Here is a 20092-nt window from a genome sequence, read left to right on the forward strand (position 1 = left end):
GGTCGACTACACGCCGGAGCACCGGCGGGTGACGACCCTGTTCCGCCTGGTGCTGGTCGTCCCCATCATGATCGTCTACTCGATCCTCACGGCCGGGGTGACCCGCACGGTCTACGAGGAGGGCGGTGACACCGTCAGCAGCACCAGCGGGGGCATCGTCAGCGGGCTGTTCATGGCCACCCTCCTGATGATCCTGTTCCGGCAGCGCTACCCGCGCTGGTGGTTCGACTTCGCCCGCGAGCTGACCCGCTTCGGCGCCCGCGTCACGGCGTACTTCGTGCTGCTCACCGACGAGTACCCCTCGACGGTCGACGAGCAGAAGGTCCACCTCGAGATCGACTACCCCGACGCCGAGCACGACCTGAACCGCTGGCTGCCGCTGGTGAAGTGGCTGCTCGCCGTCCCGCACTACATCGTGCTGTTCTTCCTGGGGATCGGTGCCTTCTTCGCGGGGGTCGTCGCGTGGTTCGCGATCCTGTTCACCGGCCGCTACCCGCAGGGCCTGTTCGACTTCGTGGTCGGCGTCGGACGGTGGGCGCTGCGCGTCCAGGCGTACGCGTTCCTCCTGGTCACCGACCGCTACCCGCCGTTCTCCCTCAGCTGAGGTCCGGGCCTGAGCCGGCGGCCGACGACCGGCCCCGGCTCAGTGCTTCCCGAAGCTCGGCGCCCAGGGAGCGCTGTCCAGGCCGATCCGGTCGAGCACTGCGGCCGCGGCCTCGGCGACCGCGATGACCCGGCCCTGCTCGTCTGCGGTCGCGTGGTGCTCGCGTGCCCAGTAGACGCCGATCGCCGCGGTCGGCTGGGCGCCGACGGGCACCATCAGCAGGCTGCGCACGAACGTCGGGCGGTAGGCGTCCTGCGGCACGCGGTCGTCGAGGGTGATGTCGGGGACGGTGACCACGCTGCCGTGCAGCATCGCCCAGCCGGAGATGCACGAGGAGATGGGGAAGCGCTGTCCCTTCCACAGCGGCGCGATGCTGTCCTCGTCCACGTAGAAGCAGCGGTCGTCCTCCTTGAGGACGAAGGTCGCGCCGTCGGCACGTCCGGCCGCCCGGGCCGCGCGGCGGACGACGTCGGCGAGCTGCGGCACGGTGTCGACCTGCGCCAGCAACCGCCGGACCTCGGGGTCGAGCCCGGCCGCGGCCTCGGCCGTGCCGCTCGTGTGGGTGTGTTCGCTGAGCATCGGGCACTCCTCTCCCGGCTCCAGTGTCTCACCCGTTCGGATGAGGGCAGCGACTTCGGCGGGAAAGCTGCCGGTCGTCTAGGACACATCGCCGGGCCTGCGCCGACCCGGGAGACGCGGCCTACGCCACCAGCAGGACCACCCCGGCGCAGCCGCACGCCCACAGCACGCTGGCGAAGGTGCCGATGATGAAGCGCTCGGCCGCGCCGGTGCGGACCCCGTCCTCGGCCGCGCGGAGCTCCGGGTAGCGGCCCAGGCCCTTGACCGCCAGGACGACGGCGAGCCCCTCGGGCCAGCCGGCGACCAGGCTGGCGAAGATCGCGACCCGCTCCAGGGCCCCGATCCAGGCGCCGCCGCGCAGCACGTGGCCGGCGCTCCTGATCGAGTCGGCCGGCGTGGTGGCCGAGGGGTCGCGCCGGTCGACGAGGTCGAACACCAGCGCGGTCAGCGGGCCGCCGCCGGCGACCGCGAGCAGCCCACCGAGGGTCACGAGCAGCACCGTGGGCCAGCCGGCCGACACCTCGACGTCCGACGGCACCGCGGCCACCGCGCCGGCGGCGACGAGCAGCAGCAGCGCGGCCGGCGCCCAGATGCGTCGCGCGGCGGCACCGGTCCAGGCGACGACGCCGGTGACGACGCCGCAGGTGAGCAGCACCAGCAGCAGTGCTCCGTAGTCGGTCGGGCTCATGTCGGTTCCTTCCCGAGGAGTCGGGCGGCGAGCTCCGTGGCGAGCTCGCGGGCGCGTCGCGACTCCACGATGCCCGCGGCCTGGGCGCGCTGGCTGACCGCGGAGGGGCTGATGCCCAGCCGGCGGGCGGCCTCGTCGTACGACAGGCCCTCGGCGACCAGGTCGGCGACCTCCCACCCGCGCGAGGTCCGGCGGGCGAGCACCGAGGCCCACAGCCACAGCGTCGTCTCGAGGGCCCGCGCGGCCGGGTCGGCGCCGCAGACCCGCAGGTGCCACGGGCTGCTCTTGGCGGCGGTCACCGCGTCGCGGGCCAGGAGGTACGCCGGTCCGCGCCCCGCCCGCGCGTGGGAGGGGAGCGGCTCCTCGACCTCGCCGGCGCCGATGCCGATGTGCCAGGTGCCGTCCCGCAGCAGGGCCTCGACCACCGGCGGGAGGGCGGCGGGGTCGTCGAGCACGCCCTGGAACTCGTCGCCCACGGTCTGCTCGAACGCCCGCAGGGTGGGGACGCCGGCCAGGGCCGCGACCGTCTCCGCGACCCGGTCGGGCGAGCGGCGGCTGCCCTGCTGGTCGACGGTGAGGACGAGCACGGACATGCCGGTCAGGCTAGTTCAGGAAATCGCCTAATGCAAGATCAGTTCAGAGAATTGTCTTCAGCGACGGCCGATCAGGCCGACGACCGGCGGCGCCTTCTGGTCGACCACCGAGACCCGGAAGCCGCCCTCGACCAGCGCGGCCGACGCCTTGCGCACCATGGTCGGCACCAGCTCGGGCTGGTTCGCCTCGTAGAACAGGTAGACGGCCCCGCCGGGCAACACCCGCTCGTGGAGGAGCGCCACCTCCTCCGCGCACTCGCGCACCCAGAACAGGTTGACGTTGAACGCGAAGACCTTGTTCAGCCGCTTGACCGGCACCCGCAGGGTGGCCAGGTCGATCTGGCGGACGGTGAGCCGCCCGGACTCCACGAACCGGGCGCACCGGCGCTTGGTGCGGTCGACCCCGGACTCCGAGCGGTCGATGGCGAACAGCTTGCCGGTCTCGAGCTTCTCGCAGATCAGCTCGGCACCCGCACCCGGGCCGCACCCGATCTCCAGGACGTGGTCGTCCGGCTGGACGTCCATCACGTCCACCGCCCACCGGATCCGAGGTGGGATGGTCTGAACCGCCATGGGCCCAGCCTGCCAGAACTGGGGCCGCCCCGGCACCGGTAGGTTGGCGCGCGTGACGAAGGTGGGGGTGCTGGGTGCCCGGGGCAAGGTCGGTGCCGAGGTCTGCCGTGCGGTCGCCGCGGCGGACGACCTCGAGCTGGTCGCCGAGATCGACGCCGACGACGACATCGCCGCGCTGCTCACCTCCGGCGCCGAGGCGGTCGTCGACTTCACCCACCCCGACGTCGTCATGGACAGCCTCGAGTTCTGCATCGGGCACGGGATCCACGCGGTCGTCGGCACGACCGGGTTCGACGACGAGCGGCTGGCGACGCTGCGTCGGTGGCTCGACGACGCGCCGGGCACCGGCGTCCTGGTCGCCCCCAACTTCTCCATCGGCGCGATCTTGATGATGCGCTTCGCCGCCGCGGCCGCGCCGTTCTACGAGTCGGTCGAGGTGGTGGAGATGCACCACCCGACCAAGGCCGACGCGCCGTCCGGCACCGCCCGGCGTACGGCGGAGCTGATCGCCGCCGCGCGACGGGAGGCCGGCCTCGGACCGGTGCCGGACGCGACCAGCACGGGCCTCGAGGGCGCCCGCGGGGCGGACGTCGACGGCATCCACGTGCACGGCCTGCGGATCCGCGGCATGGTCGCGCACCAGGAGGTGCTGTTCGGCGGGGTGGGGGAGACCCTCACCATCCGCCATGACTCGATGGACCGGGCCTCGTTCACGCCCGGGGTGCTCGTCGGGCTGCGCGCGATCGCCGACCACCCCGGCCTCACGGTCGGCCTGGAGCACCTGCTCGACCTGGCCTGACCTGCAGGTTCGTGCAATGCACGGATGCGCAGGTAGCCGACGGTTCCGACCGTCGTTGGTGGGGGAAAGAGTGCGGCCACCGCTGCTCTCTCCCCCCTCGAACGAGAAGGATCCACATGCGCAAGATCTCGGGTGTCGCGTCCCTCGCCGTCCTCGCCCTCGCGGCCGTCGGTCTCCAGGCGGGAGGTGGGCAGGCGGTCGGACAGCCGGCCCGCCCCGGCGCCGTCGACGCGCTCCTCCAGCACCCGGCCGCGGCGCTCGCCACCGCCGGCACCCGCTACCACGTGACCGACCGGGTCACCGACCCCAACGGCGCGACCCACGTCCGGATGGAGCGCACCTACCGCGGCCTCCCGGTGCTCGGCGGCGACCTCGTCGTCCACCAGGCCGCGGCCGGCGGCTTCCGCGGCGTGAGCCAGACCCTCGACGACGCCGTCCGCCTCTCGACCACCCCGAAGGTCAGCCGCGCGGCGGCGGCCGCGAAGCTGCCGCGGCGCGCCCAGTCGACCCGGCTGGTCGTCGACGCCACCTCGGGCACCCCGCGCCTCGCGTGGGAGGTCGTCACCGGGGGAGTGCAGGCCGACGGCACGCCGAGCCGCCTGGCGACGTACGTCGACGCCACCACCGGCGCGGTCCTGCGCCGCGAGCAGCAGATCGAGACCGTCGACGGCTCCGGCCAGTCGCTCTACGGCGGCACCGTGCCGCTCCAGCTGACGCTGTCGGGCTCGACCTACCAGCTCAAGGACCCCACGCGCGGCAACACCTACACCACCGACATGGGCAACGCCACGGACTCCCTGGGCTGCCAGTACTTCGGGATCGGCTGCAAGACCGGCACCCTGTTCACCAGCCCCGACAACCTGTTCGGCAACGGCTCGACGAGCAGCCGGGAGTCGGCGGCCGTCGACGCGCAGTACGGCACGAACATGACGTGGGACTTCTACAAGAACACCTACGGCCGGAACGGGATCTTCGGCAACGGGACCGGCTCCTACAACCGGGTCCACTACGGCAAGAACTACGTCAACGCCTTCTGGGACGGCACCAAGATGACGTACGGCGACGGCGACGGGACGAACTACGGTCCGCTCACCTCGCTCGACGTCGCCGGCCACGAGATGTCGCACGGCGTCACGGAGAACACCGCGGGCCTGACCTACAGCGGGGAGTCCGGCGGCCTCAACGAGGCCACCTCGGACATCTTCGGCACCATGGTCGAGTTCTACGCGGCGAACGCCAACGACCCCGGTGACTACCTGATCGGCGAGGAGTTCGACCTCAAGAAGCACCTCGGGTTCCGGCGGATGGACAACCCCGCGTCCGACGGCAGCTCGCTGAACTGCTGGAGCAGCACGGCCGGCAGCGTCGACGTGCACTACTCCTCGGGGATCGGCAACCACTTCTTCTACCTGCTGTCCGAGGGCTCCGGGGCGAAGACGCTCAACGGCGTCTCGTACAACAGCCCGACCTGCAACGGCTCCACGGTCACCGGCATCGGCCACGACGCCGCCGCCAAGATCTGGTACCGGGCGCTGACGGTCTACATGACCTCGAGCACCACCTACGCCGGCGCCCGGACGGCGACGCTCAACGCCGCCAAGGACCTCTACGGCCAGGGCAGCACCCAGTACAACGCTGTCGCCGCCGCCTGGAGTGCGGTCAGCGTCGGCTGACTGCGACCCGGCGCACCGACGCACAGGGGTCCGCGCACCACGGAATGCGCGGGCTCCTGTGCCCTGCGCCGATCCGCGAGCCGTGGCCGGCCCCGTCGGTCACGGCTCGACGGTGAGCGACGAGGTGCTGGCCGTCCTCGGGGAGGTCGCGCCCGTCCAGCGGCCTAGAGGAGCCGCACGCCGGCTGCCACCAGCGCGGCGCCGAACACCACCACCAGGAACGGCGCCCGCAGGAGCAGCAGCACCACCGCAGCCGCCAGCCCGAGGGCGCGAGCATCGACCACGATCTCGTGCCCTCGGGAGAACACCTGCACGGCCACGAGAGCGGCGAGCAGGGCCACGGGGATCAGGTCGGCCACGCGCTCGACCAGCGGCCGCTCCAGCACCCGCGGCGGGACCGACAGCCCCGCCAGCTTGAGCAGGTAGCACCCGAGCGCGGCGACCACCACCGCCACCCAGATCACCGCTCCGCCCCCCGGGTGAGCACCCCGGCGAGCAGGGCGACGCCGGCCGCCGCGAGGACGGGTACGCCGGCGGGCACGATCGGCACCGTCGCCAGGGCGACCACGGCCGCGGCGAGCGCGACCAGCCGGTTGCGCCGGCGGTCCAGCCGCGGCCACAGCAGCGCCAGGAAGGCCGCTCCGACGGCGGCGTCCAGCCCGTACGTGCGTGGGTCGCCGATGGCGTTGCCGGCGACCGCGCCCGCGAGGGTCGCGAGGTTCCAGAGCACGAAGATCGAGACGCCGGTCGCGAAGAACCCGACCCGGGCGGCCTCGGTCGACGTGCGGGTCACCGACATCGCGGTGGACTCGTCGATGAGCACGTGCGCGCCCAGCGCCCGCCGCGCCCCCCGGAGCTTGAGCAGCGGCGCGAGCCGCAGCCCGTAGAGCGTGTTGCGGGTGCCGAGCAGCAGCGCGGTCAATGCGCCCGAGATCGGCGCGCCGCCCGACGCGACCACGCCGACCAGCGCGAACTGGCTGGCCCCGGTGAAGACGAGCAGCGAGAGCGCACAGGTCTGCGCGACCGACAGCCCCGCTGCGACCGAGACCGCGCCGAAGCCCACGCCGTACGCCCCGGTGGCGACGCCCACGCCCAGGCTGTCGCGGATGATCGCCGTCCGCTCACGCGGGTCGAGCGGCTCGTCGGTCACCCCGGGAAGGGTAGGGCAGGTCCCGGCTCAGTGGCGGCGTACCCGGACCGGCTGCGGACGGTGGTGGAAGTCGTGCAGCAGCACGTAGGTGAGCAGCAGGCCGGCCAGCAGGCCCCAGCCGACGCCGGCGGCGACCAGGGCGGGGACGCCGGTGGCGTTCACCAGCCAGATGCCGGAGAGCATGCCCACGATCAGCGAGGTGACCACCACCAGCAGGCGGTGGAGCCGGGGCAGAGGACCGATCACAAGGTCCATCGTGAACCTCCTGGCGTGGAAATCAAGAGGTGCGACCTAGGAGATCGCTGTGTGCAGCCGGACCTGCTTGACCACCGCGGTGGCCGCCTCGTCCAGCGCGAGCTCGCGGTGCGCCTGGTCGGGGGCCCACCCGGCCGCGGTGAGGAAGGCCCGCAGCTGGTCGTCGGTGGCGCGTGCCCACAGCACCGCCCGGCTGAACCGGTCGGCGCGCATCGTGTCCACCGCCGCCTGCAGCAGCCGGGACCCGTGCCCCTGCCCGCGCTCGTCCGGGTCGACCGTCAGCTCGGCGAGCTCCGCGTCGACGACCGGGTCGCAGTCGGGGTCCGGCGCGGGGGAGGTGATGGCGAAGCCGACGACCCGGTTGCGCTCGAGGGCGACCAGCACCCGGTTGCGGGCGTCGCCGGGCCGGGCCAGCGCGGCCTGCCACGCGGCAGCGGCGCCCTCGACGTCGGTCGGCAGCGCCTCGGCGGGCAGCAGGTCGCCGTACGTCGACCGCCAGGTGCGCAGCTGGAGACCGGCGATCGCGCGGGCGTCGTCCGCCCAGGCCACCCGCACCGACACGTCGCTCATGGCTGCATCCTGTCAGCCGCCCCTCCTGTGACAGGCCGGTGTCGCCGGTGCAGACATCTGTAACATCCTCGGGTAACGTCGGGGGGTGACCTTCGACACCCTGCTCGCCGACGAGGGACGGGTGGAGCCTCGGGACGAGATGCCCGACGGCTACCGCCGGACCCTGGTCCGCCAGATCGCCCAGCACGCCCACTCCGAGATCATCGGGATGCAGCCCGAGGGCAACTGGATCAGTCGCGCACCGAGCCTGCGTCGCAAGGCGATCCTGATGGCCAAGGTGCAGGACGAGGCCGGCCACGGGCTCTACCTCTACGCCGCCGCCGAGACCCTCGGCGTGGACCGGGCCGACCTGCTGGACCAGCTGCACACCGGTCGGCAGAAGTACTCCTCGATCTTCAACTACCCGACCCTCACCTGGGCCGACGTCGGCGCGATCGGCTGGCTGGTCGACGGCGCCGCGATCGTGAACCAGGTGCCGCTGTGCCGCTGCTCCTACGGCCCGTACGCCCGGGCGATGGTGCGCATCTGCAAGGAGGAGTCCTTCCACCAGCGGCAGGGCTTCGAGATCCTGCACACCCTCGCCCACGGCACGGCCGCCCAGCGCGACATGGCGCAGGACGCCGTCGACCGCTACTGGTGGCCGGCGCTGATGATGTTCGGCCCGCCCGACGACGACTCGCCCAACTCCGCGCAGTCGATGGCGTGGGGGATCAAGCGGTTCTCCAACGATGACCTGCGCCAGCGGTTCGTCGACATGACGGTGCCACAGGCGGCGGCCCTCGGGCTCACGCTCCCCGACCCGGCGATCCGGTGGAACGAGGAGCGCGGTCACTACGACTTCGGTCCCGTCGACTTCACCGAGCTGTTCGAGGTGATCCGGGGCAACGGCCCGTGCAACCAGCAGCGGATGGCGCACAAGGTGAAGGCGCACGAGGACGGCGCGTGGGTGCGCGAGGCCGCGTCCGCCTACGCCGCGAAGCACACCCGGGTCGGAGCGGCATGAAGGACTGGCCGCTCTGGGAGGTCTTCGTGCGCTCGCGCCGCGGCCTCTCGCACGTGCACGTCGGCTCGCTGCACGCCCCGGACGCCGAGATGGCGCTGCGCAACGCACGCGACCTCTACACCCGCCGCCAGGAGGGCGTGTCGCTGTGGGTGGTGCCGTCGGCGCAGATCGTCGCCTCCGACCCGGGGGAGCGGGAGGCGTTCTTCGACCCCGCGGCCGACAAGGTCTACCGGCACCCGACCTTCTACGAGGTGCCCGAGGGGGTCGAGCACCTGTGAGCGCCCTGTTCGACTACGTGGTCGGCCTCGCCGACGACGCGCTGGTCTCCGCCCAGCGCACCGGCTGGTGGATCAGCCGGGCGCCGGAGCTCGAGGAGGACGTCGCGCTCGCCAACATCGGGCTCGACCAGCTCGGGCAGGCGCGGGTGCTGCTCTCCCGCGCCGGCCTGCTGGAGGACTGCGGCCGCACCGAGGACGACCTCGCCTACCTGCGCGACGAGCGTGAGTTCCGCAACGTGTGGCTCGTCGAGCGCGCCCAGACCGACTTCGGCGTCGCGATGGCGCGGCTCCTGCTGTTCGCGGCCTGGCAGGCCGAGCTCTACGCAGCGCTCGCCTCGTCCTCCGACGCGACCCTCGCCGGCGTGGCCGGCAAGGCGGTCAAGGAGGTCAGCTACCACCTCGACCACGCCTCCCGCTGGGTGGTCCGGCTCGGTGACGGCACCGAGGAGTCCCACCGTCGGATGCAGGCGGCGCTGGACGCCGAGTGGCCCTACCTCGAGGAGCTGTTCGGCCCGGTCGACGCCGGGCTGGTCGCCTCCGGGGTGGCCGCCGACCCCACCGCCCTGCGCCCGGCGGTGCTGGCGCGGCTCGAGCAGGTCGTGGCCGAGGCGACCCTCGTCGTGCCCCAGGTGACGCCGGCCCCCGGCCGGGGCCGCGAGGGCATCCACACCGAGGAGATGGGCTACCTGCTCGCCGAGATGCAGCACCTGCACCGCTCCCACCCCGGGGCGACGTGGTGACCGGCTCGCCGGCGTGGAAGATCGCCGCCGACCTGCCCGACCCCGAGCTGCCGGTGGTGACCATCGCCGACCTCGGGATCCTGCGTGACGTCACCGAGGACGACCAGGGCCGGGTCCACGTGCAGATCACGCCGACCTACTCCGGCTGCCCGGCGATGGAGACGATCAGCGCGGACCTCGTCGAGGCGCTCCTGAGCGCCGGCTACCAGCACGTCGACGTCGAGTTCGTGCTGTCACCGCCCTGGACGACCGACTGGATGAGCGCCGAGGCCAAGGCCAAGCTCGCGGCATACGGCGTCGCACCCCCCGGACCGCGCACCGAGGGCCCGGTCGCGGTGCCGCTGAGCGTGCGCTGCCCGCAGTGCGGCTCCCTGGACACCCGCGAGTCGAGCCGGTTCGGCTCGACGGCGTGCAAGTCGCTCTGGGTCTGCCGCGCCTGTCGCGAGCCGTTCGACCACTTCAAGGCCATCTGACGTGTCCGCCACCTTCCACGCGCTGCGGGTCGCGGCGATCGACGAGCTGACCGACGACGCGGTCGCGCTGACCTTCGAGGTGCCACCCGACCTGGCCCCGGAGTTCCGCTTCGCGCACGGCCAGCACCTCTCGATCCGCGGCGGCGACGACGTCCGCCGCTCCTACTCGATCTGCACGCCGCCGTCCTCGGGGGTGCTCCGGATCGGCGTCAAGCAGCTGCCGGGCGGCGCGTTCAGCGAGGGGGTCGTCGGCCGGCTGGTCGTCGGCGACACGCTCGAGGTGATGACGCCCGCGGGGCGGTTCACCTCCCAGATCGACCCGACCGCACGCCGTACCTATGTCGCGGTCGCCGCCGGTTCCGGGATCACGCCCGTCCTCTCGATCCTCGCGGCGGTCCTCGAGGGGGAGCCGGGCTCGCAGGCGATGCTGGTCTACGCCAACCGCACGCACCGCTCGGTGATGTTCCTCGACGAGGTGCACGACCTCAAGGACCGCTACCCCGACCGGTTCCAGGTGGTGCACGTCCTCTCCCGGGAGACCCAGGAGGTCGAGCTGCTCTCCGGTCGGCTCGACGGCGACCGGCTGACCCGGATCCTCGAGGCGCTGATGCCGCCGGAGGAGGTCGACCAGTGGTTCCTGTGCGGGCCGCAGCAGCTGGTCACCGAGCTCCGCGCGACGCTGACCGACCTCGGGGTCGCCACCTCGCGGGTGCACTCCGAGCTCTTCCACGCCGACCCCGTGCCGCGGGCCCCGGTCGAGGCGCTGACCGGGACGGCCGAGGGCGCGGCCGCCGTGACCATCCGGCTCGACGGCCGGTCGTCCTCGCTGTCCCTGCGGCCCGACGACGTCCCGGTGCTCGAGGCGGCGCTCGCGGTCCGGTCCGACCTGCCCTTCGCCTGCAAGGGCGGGGTGTGCGGCACCTGCCGAGCGCGGCTGGTCTCGGGGACGGTCGCCATGGACGCCAACTACGCCCTCGAGCCCGAGGAGATCGAACGCGGCTACGTGCTGACCTGCCAGTCGCACCCGACCTCACCCGAGGTCGTGCTCGACTTCGACGGCTGAGCCGCACCGGGGGCCGACTAGGGTCGCGAGCATGGAGATTCGCAACCTCGGCAGCAGCGGCCTGAAGATCTCGGCGATCGCCTACGGCAACTGGCTCACGCACGGGTCGCAGGTCGAGGAGGAAGCGGCGCTCGCCTGCGTCCACCGGGCGCTGGAGGAGGGCATCACCACCTTCGACACCGCCGACGTGTACGCCAACACCCGCGCCGAGACCGTGCTCGGCAAGGCGCTGCGGGGCGAGCGGCGGGAGGGCCTGGAGGTCTTCACCAAGGTCTACTGGCCGACCGGCCCGGGCCGGCACAACGACCACGGCCTGTCCCGCAAGCACATCCTCGAGTCGATCAACGGCTCGCTGCACCGCCTCGGCACCGACTACGTCGACCTCTACCAGGCCCACCGGTACGACGACGAGACGCCGCTCGAGGAGACGATGGAGGCGTTCGCCGACGTCGTGCGCCAGGGCAAGGCCCTCTACATCGGCGTCTCGGAGTGGCGGGCCGACCAGATCCGCGCGGCCCACGCGCTGGCCCGCGAGCTGCGGGTCCCGCTGGTCTCCAACCAGCCGCAGTACAACCTGCTCTGGCGGGTCATCGAGCCCGAGGTGGTGCCGGCCTGCGAGGAGCTCGGGATCGGTCAGGTCGTGTTCTCACCGATCGCGCAGGGGGTCCTCACCGGGAAGTACCTGCCCGGCCAGGCGCCCCCCGAGGGCTCCCGCGCGACCGACGAGAAGGGCGGCGCGACCATGATCGGCCGCTGGCTGCGCGACGACGTGCTCGAGCGGGTCCAGCGGCTCCGGCCGATCGCCGACGAGGCGGGGCTGACGATGGCGCAGCTCGCCGTGGCCTGGGTGCTCCAGAACCCGAACGTCTCGGCCGCGATCATCGGTGCCAGCCGGCCCGACCAGGTCAGCGACAACGCCCGCGCCGCCGGCGTACGCCTCGAGCCGGACGTGCTCGCCGCCATCGACGAGATCGTCGACCCCGTCGTGGTGCGCGACCCGGCACGGACCCAGGTCGTGCGCCGAGCGGAGCTGATGAAGCGCTGACCGGGTGGGCCCCCGGGTCAGCGGTAGTGCTCGGGGAGCTTCTGGCCGATCTTGACCTGCGGCTTCGGCAGCCGCATGAACTTCATCTGCAGCGCCCGGGTGAGCGCGTAGTAGGTGAGGCCCTTGGTCGACTCGTCGGGGAAGCGACGGGCCAGCTCGCGGCGCATCCGGAACCGCAGGACCAGCATGTCGAGGATGACGAAGAGCACCGCCACCATCAGCAGCGTGTTGCCCAGGCGGGCCAGGGACGCGTTGCCGGACCAGCCGAGCAGCAGCGTGACCAGCAGCAGCGGGATCACCAGCTCGATGAGCGAGAACCGGCTGTCGACGAAGTCACGCACGAACCGGCGCACCGGGCCGCGGTCGCGGGCGGGGTAGTAGCGCTCGTCGCCCTCCCGCATCGCCTGCCGCATCCGCTGGCTCGACTCCGAGCGGGTGGAGCGCTGCGCGGCGGCCTGCTCCTTGCGGGTGCGGGGGGCCTTGGCGCGTGCCTTCGCTGCCGCCTCCGCCTCCTTGCGGGTCGGGGTCGGCCGACCCTTGCCGCCCACCTTCGTGGTGGTCGTCTCGGTGGAGGGGGTCTCGGTCTTGCTGCGACGGAACAACGCGGGGCCTCGGTGCAGATCGTGATGGGCAGGACGTGACGGCGAACGGGCCCAGCCTACCGGCGCCGTCGCCCCGCCTTGAGTTTCACCCTAGGCTGACCCCCATGGGTATCTGGCAGCGAATGAGCCTCATCTTCCGCTCGAAGGCGAACAAGGCGCTCGACCGCGCCGAGGACCCGCGCGAGACGCTCGACTACAGCTACCAGCGCCAGCTCGACCTGCTCTCGAAGGTCCGCCGGGGGGTCGCCGACGTCGCGACCAGCCGCAAGCGCGTCGAGCTGCAGATCAACCAGCTCGAGCAGCAGTCCGCGAAGCTCCAGGACCAGGCGCAGAAGGCGCTCTCGATGGACCGCGAGGACCTCGCCCGCGAGGCGCTGACCCGCAAGTCCGGGCTGACCACCCAGATCAACGACCTGAAGGCGCAGCACGCCCAGCTCCAGGCGGAGGAGGAGAAGCTCGTCCTCGCGCAGCAGCGGCTGCAGGCCAAGGTCGAGTCCTTCCGCACCCGCAAGGAGACGATCAAGGCCACCTACACGGCCGCCGAGGCCCAGACCCGCATCAACGAGGCGATGTCGGGCATCGGCGACGAGCTCGGTGACGTCGGTCAGGCGATCCAGCGCGCGGAGGACAAGACCGCCCAGATGCAGGCGCGGGCCGGTGCGATCGACGAGCTGATCGCCTCGGGCGCGCTCGAGGACGTCTCGGCGACCAGCTCCGGCGACGACATCGCCCGCGAGCTCGAGGCGATGAGCTCCCAGGCCGACGTCGAGGCCGAGCTCGCCGCCCTCAAGTCCGGCTCCACCCCGCCGCCGCAGGCGATCCTCCCCGGCGAGGACGGCGGCGACGTCGCCGAGACCGAGGCACCGAAGGAGTCCGGGGCCTGATCCGCTTGGGCCACCGGGAAGAATCGGTGGCATGGCACGCACGCGGTTCGTCGGTGACGCCGGGCTGACCGCCCGGATGACGTCGGTCATGTTCCTGCTCGGGGCGATGTTCGTCGGGATCATCGCGATCCTGATCGCGGTGATGCCCGCCGGGTGGGCGCCGATCATCGGTGCGATCGGTCTCGGCGTCGTGTGGTTCCAGTGGTACAACTCCGACACCGTCGCCATGAAGGCGATGCGGGCCCGTGAGGTCAGCCCGCAGGAGGCGCCCGAGCTGCACGAGATGATCGGCCGGCTCTGCGCGCTCGCGGACATGCCGAAGCCGCGCGTCGGCATCGCCGACACCGACCTGCCCAACGCGTTCGCGACGGGGCGGTCGCCACAGCGCTCGGTCGTCGTGGTCACCACGGGCATCCTGCGCCGCCTCACCGCCGAGGAGCTCGAGGGCGTGCTCGCGCACGAGCTGTCGCACGTCGCGCACCGCGACGTCCTCGTGATGACCGTCGCCTCGTCGGCCGGCATCGTCGCCAGCATGCTGACCCGCGGCGCGCAGTACGGCGCGATCTTCGGCGGCGGCCGCCGCGACAGCAACACCGGCGGCGTACCGGTCTGGCTGGTCGTGCTCGTGGTCAGCCTGGTGACGTACGCCGTCAGCTTCCTGCTCCTCAAGCTCCTCTCGCGCTACCGCGAGCTCTCGGCCGACCGGGCCGGCGCGTACCTCACGATGAAGCCGCAGGCACTGGCGTCGGCGCTGCAGAAGATCACGGGGGAGATCAACCAGATCCCCGACCGGGACCTGCGCTCCTCGCAGGCGATGAACGCGTTCTTCATCGCCCCGGCCGTCCACGGCGTCTCGCTGCGCACGCTGACCTCGACCCACCCGACGCTCGAGCAGCGGCTCGAGCAGCTGGCCCGGATCCAGGCCGAGCTCAGCCGGCCGGCCTGAGCGCCGACCCGATGGGATTCTGGGACGTCGTCACGGGCCGCACCCGCCCCAAGCAGCCCGACCTCGACGCGCTGTTCCTCCTGCCGAGCGCGGCGGTCACCCTGCAGACCACCCTCGGCCTGGTCTCCACCGGCGAGGGCTCGGTCTGCTACCGCGCGGCGTCCGGCCCCGCGTTCCAGCAGGCCCAGGACGACGTGGTCGCGCTGCTCGACGCCGACCCGGCCGCCCCTCCCGTGGAGGTGACCCGGGACGAGTTCGGCTTCACCTGGCTGCTCAACCGCCACGACCCCGCCGACGTCGCCGGCCTGGTGACCGACCTGCACGCGGTCAACACCTCGCTGGAGGCCCAGGGCTTCGGCCCCGGCCTGCTCTGCTCGCTGGTCCCGTTCGTCGACCCCGACGGTCGCCGGGTCGGCCTCGTCTACCTCTACAAGCAGGGCACGTTCTACCCGTTCGCCCCCGCCCCGGGTGCCGAGCAGCGGCGCGACAACCTGCTGGAGATCCAGGTCCGCGACGCGCTCGCCGGCGAGCTGCCGGTCGAGAAGGACCTCGGCCGCTGGCTGGCCGTCTGGGGTGCGCCCGGGCTCTGAGACGGACCTCCCGGGAGCCACTGGTCCAGACGGTCCCTGCCCGGATATCGTGCCGCGTCGGGTTGCGGCAGCGCCGTCCTCCGACCAGACGAGACCAGCCGATGGGGAGGCTACGACTCCGTGACGACCACGCTCGAGCACGACGTGTCCCGCGTCGCGGAGATCGGCAAGTACCGCGTCCTGGTCGAGCCGCCCCGGGCCGACCTCCTCGCGCTGGTCGAGGTGGCCGCCCAGGTCGCCCAGGTGCCGATGGCCACGATCAACCTCATCACCGACACCGCCCAGCACCAGATCGCCACCCACGGGTTCGACGCCTCGATCTGCGCGCGCGAGGACTCGATGTGCAACCTGGTGCTCCACGACGGGGCGCCGGTCGTGGTGCCCGACGCAAGCCGGGACGCGCGGTTCGCCCACAACCCGTTCGTCACCGGGATCCTCGGGTCGGTCCGCTTCTACGCGACCCACCAGCTCGTCACGCCGCAGGGCGTGGCCATCGGCACCCTGTGCGTGTTCGACACCGTCCCGCGGGACCTGACCGCCGACCAGGAGCACGCGCTCACCGCACTCGCCGACCGGGTCGTGGACCTGCTCGAGCTGGAGCTGCGCACCCGCGAGCTCAGGCGCTCCAACGAGGCGCTCACGGCCTTCGCGGGCCAGGTCAGCCACGACCTGCGCAACCCGCTCACCGCCGTGACCATGTCGCTGGCGATGATCGGCGAGGAGACCGGCGACGACCCCGGCCTGGCGTTCCTGGTGCAGCGGGCGCTCGGCGGCGCCGGGCGGATGCAGACGCTCATCGACGACCTGCTCGCCTACGCCCGGGTCGGGGCCGAGCTGCAGCGGGTCCCCGTCGACCTGGCCGCCGTGCTCGCCGACGTGCGTGAGGACCTGGCCGTGCCGCTCGACGGCGCGACCGTCGTCGTCGGCGACCTGCCGACCGTCATCGGCGACCCGGTCCAGCTGCGCGCCGTGGTGCAGAACCTGGTCGCGAACGCCGCGAAGTTCACCCGCCCCGGCGAGCCGGCGCACGTGGAGGTGGACGGCACCCGGATCGGCAACCAGTGGCGGATCGAGGTCTGCGACCGCGGTCCCGGCATCCCCGAGGACCAGATCGAGCGGGTCTTCGAGCCGCTGGCCCGGGTCGACGAGGAGGTCGAGGGCTCCGGCATCGGGCTGTCGACCTGCCGCCGGATCGTCGAGGCGCACGGCGGCCGGATCGGGCTCACCAACGCTGCGTACGGCGGCACCTGCGCCTGGTTCGAGCTCCCGGTCTGACGCCGGCGGCCCGAGCCCGTCCGAGGGGGTCGGTCAGTCCCGCGCGGACTTCCCCGGCAGGGCGAGCATCCGCTCGAGGGCGACGAGCGCCCACCGCTCCGTCTCGGGGTCGACCTCGATCCGGTTGACGACCGTCCCGGCGACCAGCGACTCCAGCGCCCACACGAGGTGCGGGAGGTCGATCCGGTTCATCGTCGAGCAGTAGCAGACGGTCTTGTCGAGGAAGACGATCTGCTTGTCGGGGTGCGCCGCGGCGAGCCGCTGGACCAGGTTGAGCTCGGTGCCGATCGCCCAGCTCGAGCCGGCCGGTGCCGCCTCGATCGTCTTGATGATGAACTCCGTGGACCCGACCAGGTCGGCCTTGAGCACCACCTCGTGGCGGCACTCGGGGTGCACCAGGACCTGCACGCCGGGAATCTCGGCCCGCAGCTCGTCGACCACCTCGGGGGCGAACCGCCCGTGGACCGAGCAGTGCCCCTTCCACAGGATCATCCGGGCGTCGCGGAGCTGCTCCGCGGTCAACCCGCCGTTCGGGCGGTGCGGGTCCCACACGACGCAGTCGTCGAGCGAGAGACCCATCTGGAGGACGGCGGTGTTGCGCCCGAGGTGCTGGTCGGGGAGGAACAGCACCTTCGCGTCCGGCTTCTGGGCGTAGGCCCACTCCAGCGCGACCTCGGCGTTGCTGGACGTGCACACCACGCCGCCGTTGCGCCCGCAGAACGCCTTGATGTCGGCCGAGGAGTTCATGTAGGTGACCGGGACGACGCTGTCGGCGACCCCCGCCTCCTGCATCGCCTGCCAGGCGAGCTCGACCTGGGTCAGCCGGGCCATGTCCGCCATCGAGCAGCCGGCGGCCAGGTCGGGCAGCACCACCTGCTGGTCGGGTCCGGTGAGGATGTCGGCGGACTCCGCCATGAAGTGCACGCCGCAGAACACGATGTAGCGGGCGTCCGGCCGGGCGGCGGCGTCGCGCGCGAGCTTGAAGGAGTCGCCGGTGACGTCGGCGAAGGCGATGACCTCGTCGCGCTGGTAGTGGTGGCCGAGCACGAAGACCTGGTCGCCGAGGGCTTCCTTGGCCGCGCGGGCGCGCGCCACCAGGTCGGGGTCGGACGCGGCGGGCAGGTCGCCCGGGCACTCCACGCCCCGCTCGCTCTCGAGGTCGACGCCGCGGCCGAGCGGCAGCAGCGGGAGGTCCACGGTGGTCATGGTCGCCATCCTAGGGTCGGGCCGTCGCGGGCCGGTGGGTGCGCTACAGGAGCGCACCGTTGTGAACGTACGGCGCGGGCGGCTTCATCCCGCGCAGCCCGAGATAACCCTCCTGGTGCACCTCCAGCCGCGCCGCCATCCCGACGTCGAGCACCCACTGGTTGACCCCGGTGACGTGCGCGACGGTCGCCGTCCCGGGTCCCTCGGCCAGGGCGGCCCACAGCAGCCGGGTCGCGGTCCGGCGGTTGGAGGCGGCCAGCAGCGCCAGCGACCCGCGCTCGTTGAGGTAGGCGTAGCCGGACCCGGTCGAGGTGTCGGAGACCAGCAGCCGCCAGGTGCGCAGCATCAGCTCGTGGTCGGGCCCGTGCCCGGCACCGCGGGCGCCCCGGTCCAGGGAGTCCATCAGGTCGATGTCGCCGGCGCTGCCCTCGCGGACCTTCTCCAGCACCGGGATCGCCGACCGGTCGAGGGTGCCGGTCAGGTACATCTGCGGGTGCAGCTCGAACCCGGCCTGGTGGTAGACCCGCGCCGCCCGTGGGTCGGACGACGCCGAGAGCATCCCGCGGGTGCAGCCGCTGCCGTGCTGCAGCGCCGCGGCCAGCAGCGGCTTCCCGATGCCCTGTCCCTGCCGGCCGGGCACGACGGCGTACGTCGCCAGGCACCACAGCACCTCGCGGCGGTACGACGTCGCCATGCCGACCATCCCCGTGGCGTCCTCCGCGACCCAGCAGCCGCCCGGGTCGGTGCGCACGAAGTGCCGGGTGCGCTCGATCCAGACCGCCCGGTGTGCCGGGGACCGGCGCTCCGGCGGGGGTGCCGACTGCCGGCGCATCCGCGAGTCCAGCTCGAAGAACCCCTCGTCGCTGACGCGCTCGGCCTCCGGCACGTCGTCGAGGGTCATCGGGCGGATCGTCAGGTCTCCCACGCGGGGAACCCTAGGGAGTGGGACAGGATGGGCGCATGCGCATTCTCGTCGCCCCCGACAAGTTCGCCGGCACCCTGACGGCGGTCGAGGCCGCGGACGCGATCGCCGCCGGCTGGCGGCGGCAGGCGCCGGAGGACGAGCTGGACCTGGCACCGATGGCCGACGGCGGCCCGGGTTTCGTCGACGTGCTGCACGCCGCGCTGGGCGGGGACCTCCTGGCCGTCACCGTCCGAGGTCCGCACGCGGAGCCGACGCCGGCCACGGTGCTCCTCGTCGGAACCACCGCGTACGTCGAGGCGGCGCAGGCGTGCGGGCTCCACCTGACCGGCCGGGAGCGGCCCGAGGACGCGACGACGTACGGCGTCGGCGAGCTGCTGGTGGCCGCGGCGGGTGCCGGGGCGACCCGGATCGTCGTCGGCCTCGGCGGCAGCGGCACCAACGACGGCGGTGCCGGCCTGCTCGCGGCCCTCGGCGCGACCGCCGACCGGCCGCTGGACCGCGGGGTCGCCGGACTCGGCGGCATCACCCGGGTCGACCTGCCGGCCCCCGACCGGCTCGGCGGAGCGGAGCTGGTCGCCGCCAGCGACGTCGACAACCCGCTGACCGGCCTCTTCGGCGCGACCAAGGTGTTCGGCCCGCAGAAGGGCATCCCCGAGGAGCGGCTGCCCGAGGTCGACGGCCGGCTCGAGGAGCTGGCCGCCGCGACCGACCGGCGCCTGGCGCTGGAGAAGGGCGCCGGGGCGGCCGGAGGGCTCGGCTTCGGCCTGCTGCTGCTCGGCGCCACCCGGGAGCCCGGCATCGAGCTGGTCGCCGGGGCGCTGCGTCTGTCCGAGCGTGCCCGCGAGGCCGACCTGGTGCTGACGGGGGAGGGCGCCTTCGACTACTCCAGCCGCGGCGGCAAGGTCCCGTACGGCGTCGCCGAGGTCGCCGGGGGCGCGCTCCGTCCGTGCGTGGTGCTGGCCGGCCGGGTGGACGTCGGCTCCCGCGAGATGCGCGCGCTGGGCGTGGAGTCGGCGTACTCGCTCGTGGACGCGGTGGGGGAGGAGCGGGCCCTCACGGACCCGGTGGGCGCCCTCGGCGACCTCGCGGCACGGGTCGCCCGCACGTGGTCCCGGGAATAACCGTCCGTGTGCGACCATTGACGGCAGTACGACCCCTCCACCGACCTTGGGAGAACGCCACATGACCGAGCAGGTCGAGACCACCACCGAGCGCCGCACGGACTCCATCAACCTGAGCCCGGTGGCCGCTGCCAAGGTGAAGAGCCTCCTCGAGCAGGAGGGTCGCGACGACCTCTCCCTGCGCATCTCCGTGCAGCCGGGCGGCTGCTCGGGCCTCCGCTACCAGCTGTTCTTCGACGAGCGCAGCCTGGACGGCGACGTCGTCACCGACTTCGACGGCGTGTCCGTCGTCGTCGACCGGATGAGCGTGCCCTACCTCAACGGCGCGATGATCGACTTCGTCGACTCGATCGAGAAGCAGGGCTTCACGATCGACAACCCGAACGCCACCGGCTCCTGCGCCTGCGGCGACTCGTTCCACTGATCGAGGAACGCACCAGCTGACACCAGAAGAGCC

Annotated in this window: 26 protein-coding genes; 15 read left to right on the forward strand and 11 right to left on the reverse strand. The window is 72.7% G+C overall.

Going from position 1 to position 20092, the window contains the following annotated elements:
* Positions 1 to 604: DUF4389 domain-containing protein (locus ACILQ5_RS20515; RefSeq protein ID WP_395659891.1), on the forward strand; the 604-nt coding region annotated here is incomplete at its 5' end.
* 39 nt (positions 605 to 643) lie between these two features.
* On the opposite strand, the gene ACILQ5_RS20520 is transcribed toward ACILQ5_RS20515, so the two are convergent.
* The 4 genes from ACILQ5_RS20520 to ACILQ5_RS20535 all read right to left on the reverse strand — a co-directional run bounded on the left by ACILQ5_RS20520 (position 644) and on the right by ACILQ5_RS20535 (position 3037).
* Positions 644 to 1183 (reverse strand): GAF domain-containing protein, encoded by a 540-nt coding sequence (locus ACILQ5_RS20520; RefSeq protein WP_395659892.1) that lies wholly within the window; start codon positions 1181 to 1183, stop codon positions 644 to 646.
* A gap of 121 nt (positions 1184 to 1304) precedes the next feature.
* Complete coding sequence (locus ACILQ5_RS20525) at positions 1305 to 1871, reverse strand: hypothetical protein (protein WP_395659893.1); 567 nt, start codon at positions 1869 to 1871, stop codon at positions 1305 to 1307.
* Entirely contained in the window at positions 1868 to 2464 is a 597-nt protein-coding gene (locus tag ACILQ5_RS20530) for a helix-turn-helix domain-containing protein (protein ID WP_395659894.1), read from the reverse strand. The genes ACILQ5_RS20525 and ACILQ5_RS20530 overlap by 4 nt, the downstream gene beginning before the upstream one ends.
* A gap of 57 nt (positions 2465 to 2521) precedes the next feature.
* Complete coding sequence (locus ACILQ5_RS20535; RefSeq protein ID WP_395659895.1) at positions 2522 to 3037, reverse strand: class I SAM-dependent methyltransferase; 516 nt, start codon at positions 3035 to 3037, stop codon at positions 2522 to 2524.
* Positions 3038 to 3089: 52 nt separating this feature from the next.
* Between ACILQ5_RS20535 and dapB the strand changes: the two genes are divergently transcribed.
* Positions 3090 to 3836 (forward strand): 4-hydroxy-tetrahydrodipicolinate reductase, encoded by a 747-nt coding sequence (gene dapB / locus ACILQ5_RS20540; protein WP_395659896.1) that lies wholly within the window; start codon positions 3090 to 3092, stop codon positions 3834 to 3836.
* A 116-nt stretch (positions 3837 to 3952) separates the two neighbouring features.
* Positions 3953 to 5509 carry a M4 family metallopeptidase gene (locus tag ACILQ5_RS20545; RefSeq protein WP_395659897.1) on the forward strand — a complete coding sequence of 519 codons (1557 nt, stop codon included), beginning with the start codon at positions 3953 to 3955 and terminating at the stop codon, positions 5507 to 5509.
* A 164-nt stretch (positions 5510 to 5673) separates the two neighbouring features.
* Here ACILQ5_RS20545 and ACILQ5_RS20550 read toward each other — a convergent pair whose 3' ends face one another.
* From ACILQ5_RS20550 to ACILQ5_RS20565, 4 genes are read right to left on the reverse strand one after another with little or no spacing between them, the layout of a single operon-like run.
* Complete coding sequence (locus tag ACILQ5_RS20550; protein WP_395659898.1) at positions 5674 to 5973, reverse strand: AzlD domain-containing protein; 300 nt, start codon at positions 5971 to 5973, stop codon at positions 5674 to 5676.
* Positions 5970 to 6659 carry an AzlC family ABC transporter permease gene (locus tag ACILQ5_RS20555; RefSeq protein WP_395659899.1) on the reverse strand — a complete coding sequence of 230 codons (690 nt, stop codon included), beginning with the start codon at positions 6657 to 6659 and terminating at the stop codon, positions 5970 to 5972. The genes ACILQ5_RS20550 and ACILQ5_RS20555 overlap by 4 nt, the downstream gene beginning before the upstream one ends.
* 27 nt (positions 6660 to 6686) lie before the next feature.
* Complete coding sequence (locus ACILQ5_RS20560; RefSeq protein WP_395659900.1) at positions 6687 to 6914, reverse strand: hypothetical protein; 228 nt, start codon at positions 6912 to 6914, stop codon at positions 6687 to 6689.
* Positions 6915 to 6950: 36 nt separating this feature from the next.
* Positions 6951 to 7484: a GNAT family N-acetyltransferase gene (locus tag ACILQ5_RS20565; protein WP_395659901.1), complete on the reverse strand. Its 534-nt coding sequence runs from the start codon at positions 7482 to 7484 to the stop codon at positions 6951 to 6953.
* A gap of 85 nt (positions 7485 to 7569) precedes the next feature.
* Between ACILQ5_RS20565 and paaA the strand changes: the two genes are divergently transcribed.
* Genes paaA through ACILQ5_RS20595 form a run of 6 tightly spaced genes read left to right on the forward strand, consistent with a single transcriptional unit; the run spans position 7570 to position 12086 of the window.
* Positions 7570 to 8487: a 1,2-phenylacetyl-CoA epoxidase subunit PaaA gene (gene paaA, locus ACILQ5_RS20570; RefSeq protein ID WP_395659902.1), complete on the forward strand. Its 918-nt coding sequence runs from the start codon at positions 7570 to 7572 to the stop codon at positions 8485 to 8487.
* Positions 8484 to 8765 carry a 1,2-phenylacetyl-CoA epoxidase subunit PaaB gene (gene paaB, locus ACILQ5_RS20575; RefSeq protein WP_395659903.1) on the forward strand — a complete coding sequence of 94 codons (282 nt, stop codon included), beginning with the start codon at positions 8484 to 8486 and terminating at the stop codon, positions 8763 to 8765. Before paaA ends, paaB begins: the two co-directional genes overlap by 4 nt.
* Positions 8762 to 9505: a 1,2-phenylacetyl-CoA epoxidase subunit PaaC gene (gene paaC / locus ACILQ5_RS20580; RefSeq protein ID WP_395659904.1), complete on the forward strand. Its 744-nt coding sequence runs from the start codon at positions 8762 to 8764 to the stop codon at positions 9503 to 9505. The genes paaB and paaC overlap by 4 nt, the downstream gene beginning before the upstream one ends.
* Entirely contained in the window at positions 9502 to 9978 is a 477-nt protein-coding gene (gene paaD / locus ACILQ5_RS20585) for a 1,2-phenylacetyl-CoA epoxidase subunit PaaD (protein ID WP_395659905.1), read from the forward strand. Before paaC ends, paaD begins: the two co-directional genes overlap by 4 nt.
* A gap of 1 nt (position 9979) precedes the next feature.
* On the forward strand, positions 9980 to 11041 hold the full coding sequence (gene paaE / locus ACILQ5_RS20590; protein ID WP_395659906.1) for a 1,2-phenylacetyl-CoA epoxidase subunit PaaE: 1062 nt from the start codon (positions 9980 to 9982) through the stop codon (positions 11039 to 11041).
* A 31-nt stretch (positions 11042 to 11072) separates the two neighbouring features.
* A complete protein-coding gene (locus ACILQ5_RS20595) occupies positions 11073 to 12086 on the forward strand; it encodes an aldo/keto reductase family protein (RefSeq protein ID WP_395659907.1) in 1014 nt (337 codons plus the stop codon).
* A 17-nt stretch (positions 12087 to 12103) separates the two neighbouring features.
* On the opposite strand, the gene ACILQ5_RS20600 is transcribed toward ACILQ5_RS20595, so the two are convergent.
* Positions 12104 to 12688 carry a DUF3043 domain-containing protein gene (locus tag ACILQ5_RS20600; protein WP_395659908.1) on the reverse strand — a complete coding sequence of 195 codons (585 nt, stop codon included), beginning with the start codon at positions 12686 to 12688 and terminating at the stop codon, positions 12104 to 12106.
* A 104-nt stretch (positions 12689 to 12792) separates the two neighbouring features.
* Here ACILQ5_RS20600 and ACILQ5_RS20605 point away from each other — a divergent pair, with 104 nt between their 5' ends.
* From ACILQ5_RS20605 to ACILQ5_RS20620, 4 genes are all read left to right on the forward strand, one after another.
* Positions 12793 to 13572, forward strand: a complete 780-nt coding sequence (locus tag ACILQ5_RS20605; RefSeq protein ID WP_395659909.1) for a PspA/IM30 family protein — start codon at positions 12793 to 12795, stop codon at positions 13570 to 13572.
* A gap of 31 nt (positions 13573 to 13603) precedes the next feature.
* On the forward strand, positions 13604 to 14518 hold the full coding sequence (gene htpX, locus ACILQ5_RS20610) for a zinc metalloprotease HtpX (RefSeq protein WP_395659910.1): 915 nt from the start codon (positions 13604 to 13606) through the stop codon (positions 14516 to 14518).
* An 11-nt stretch (positions 14519 to 14529) separates the two neighbouring features.
* Positions 14530 to 15108, forward strand: a complete 579-nt coding sequence (gene pspAB / locus ACILQ5_RS20615; RefSeq protein WP_395659911.1) for a PspA-associated protein PspAB — start codon at positions 14530 to 14532, stop codon at positions 15106 to 15108.
* A gap of 120 nt (positions 15109 to 15228) precedes the next feature.
* Positions 15229 to 16383 carry an ATP-binding protein gene (locus ACILQ5_RS20620; RefSeq protein ID WP_395659912.1) on the forward strand — a complete coding sequence of 385 codons (1155 nt, stop codon included), beginning with the start codon at positions 15229 to 15231 and terminating at the stop codon, positions 16381 to 16383.
* 33 nt (positions 16384 to 16416) lie between these two features.
* On the opposite strand, the gene nadA is transcribed toward ACILQ5_RS20620, so the two are convergent.
* A complete protein-coding gene (gene nadA / locus ACILQ5_RS20625) occupies positions 16417 to 17589 on the reverse strand; it encodes a quinolinate synthase NadA (protein WP_395659913.1) in 1173 nt (390 codons plus the stop codon).
* Positions 17590 to 17632: 43 nt separating this feature from the next.
* Positions 17633 to 18514, reverse strand: coding sequence for a GNAT family N-acetyltransferase (locus tag ACILQ5_RS20630; RefSeq protein ID WP_395659914.1), 882 nt, complete (start codon positions 18512 to 18514; stop codon positions 17633 to 17635).
* Between the two features lie 35 nt (positions 18515 to 18549).
* On the opposite strand from ACILQ5_RS20630, the gene ACILQ5_RS20635 reads away from it, so the two are divergent.
* Entirely contained in the window at positions 18550 to 19635 is a 1086-nt protein-coding gene (locus tag ACILQ5_RS20635; protein ID WP_395659915.1) for a glycerate kinase, read from the forward strand.
* Positions 19636 to 19696: 61 nt separating this feature from the next.
* Positions 19697 to 20059, forward strand: coding sequence for an iron-sulfur cluster insertion protein ErpA (gene erpA / locus ACILQ5_RS20640; RefSeq protein WP_395659916.1), 363 nt, complete (start codon positions 19697 to 19699; stop codon positions 20057 to 20059).
* Positions 20060 to 20092: the final 33 nt, after the last annotated feature.

It is taken from the genome of Nocardioides sp., from assembly GCF_044226305.1.
In the GTDB taxonomy this organism is placed as follows: Bacteria; Actinomycetota; Actinomycetes; order Propionibacteriales; family Nocardioidaceae; genus Nocardioides.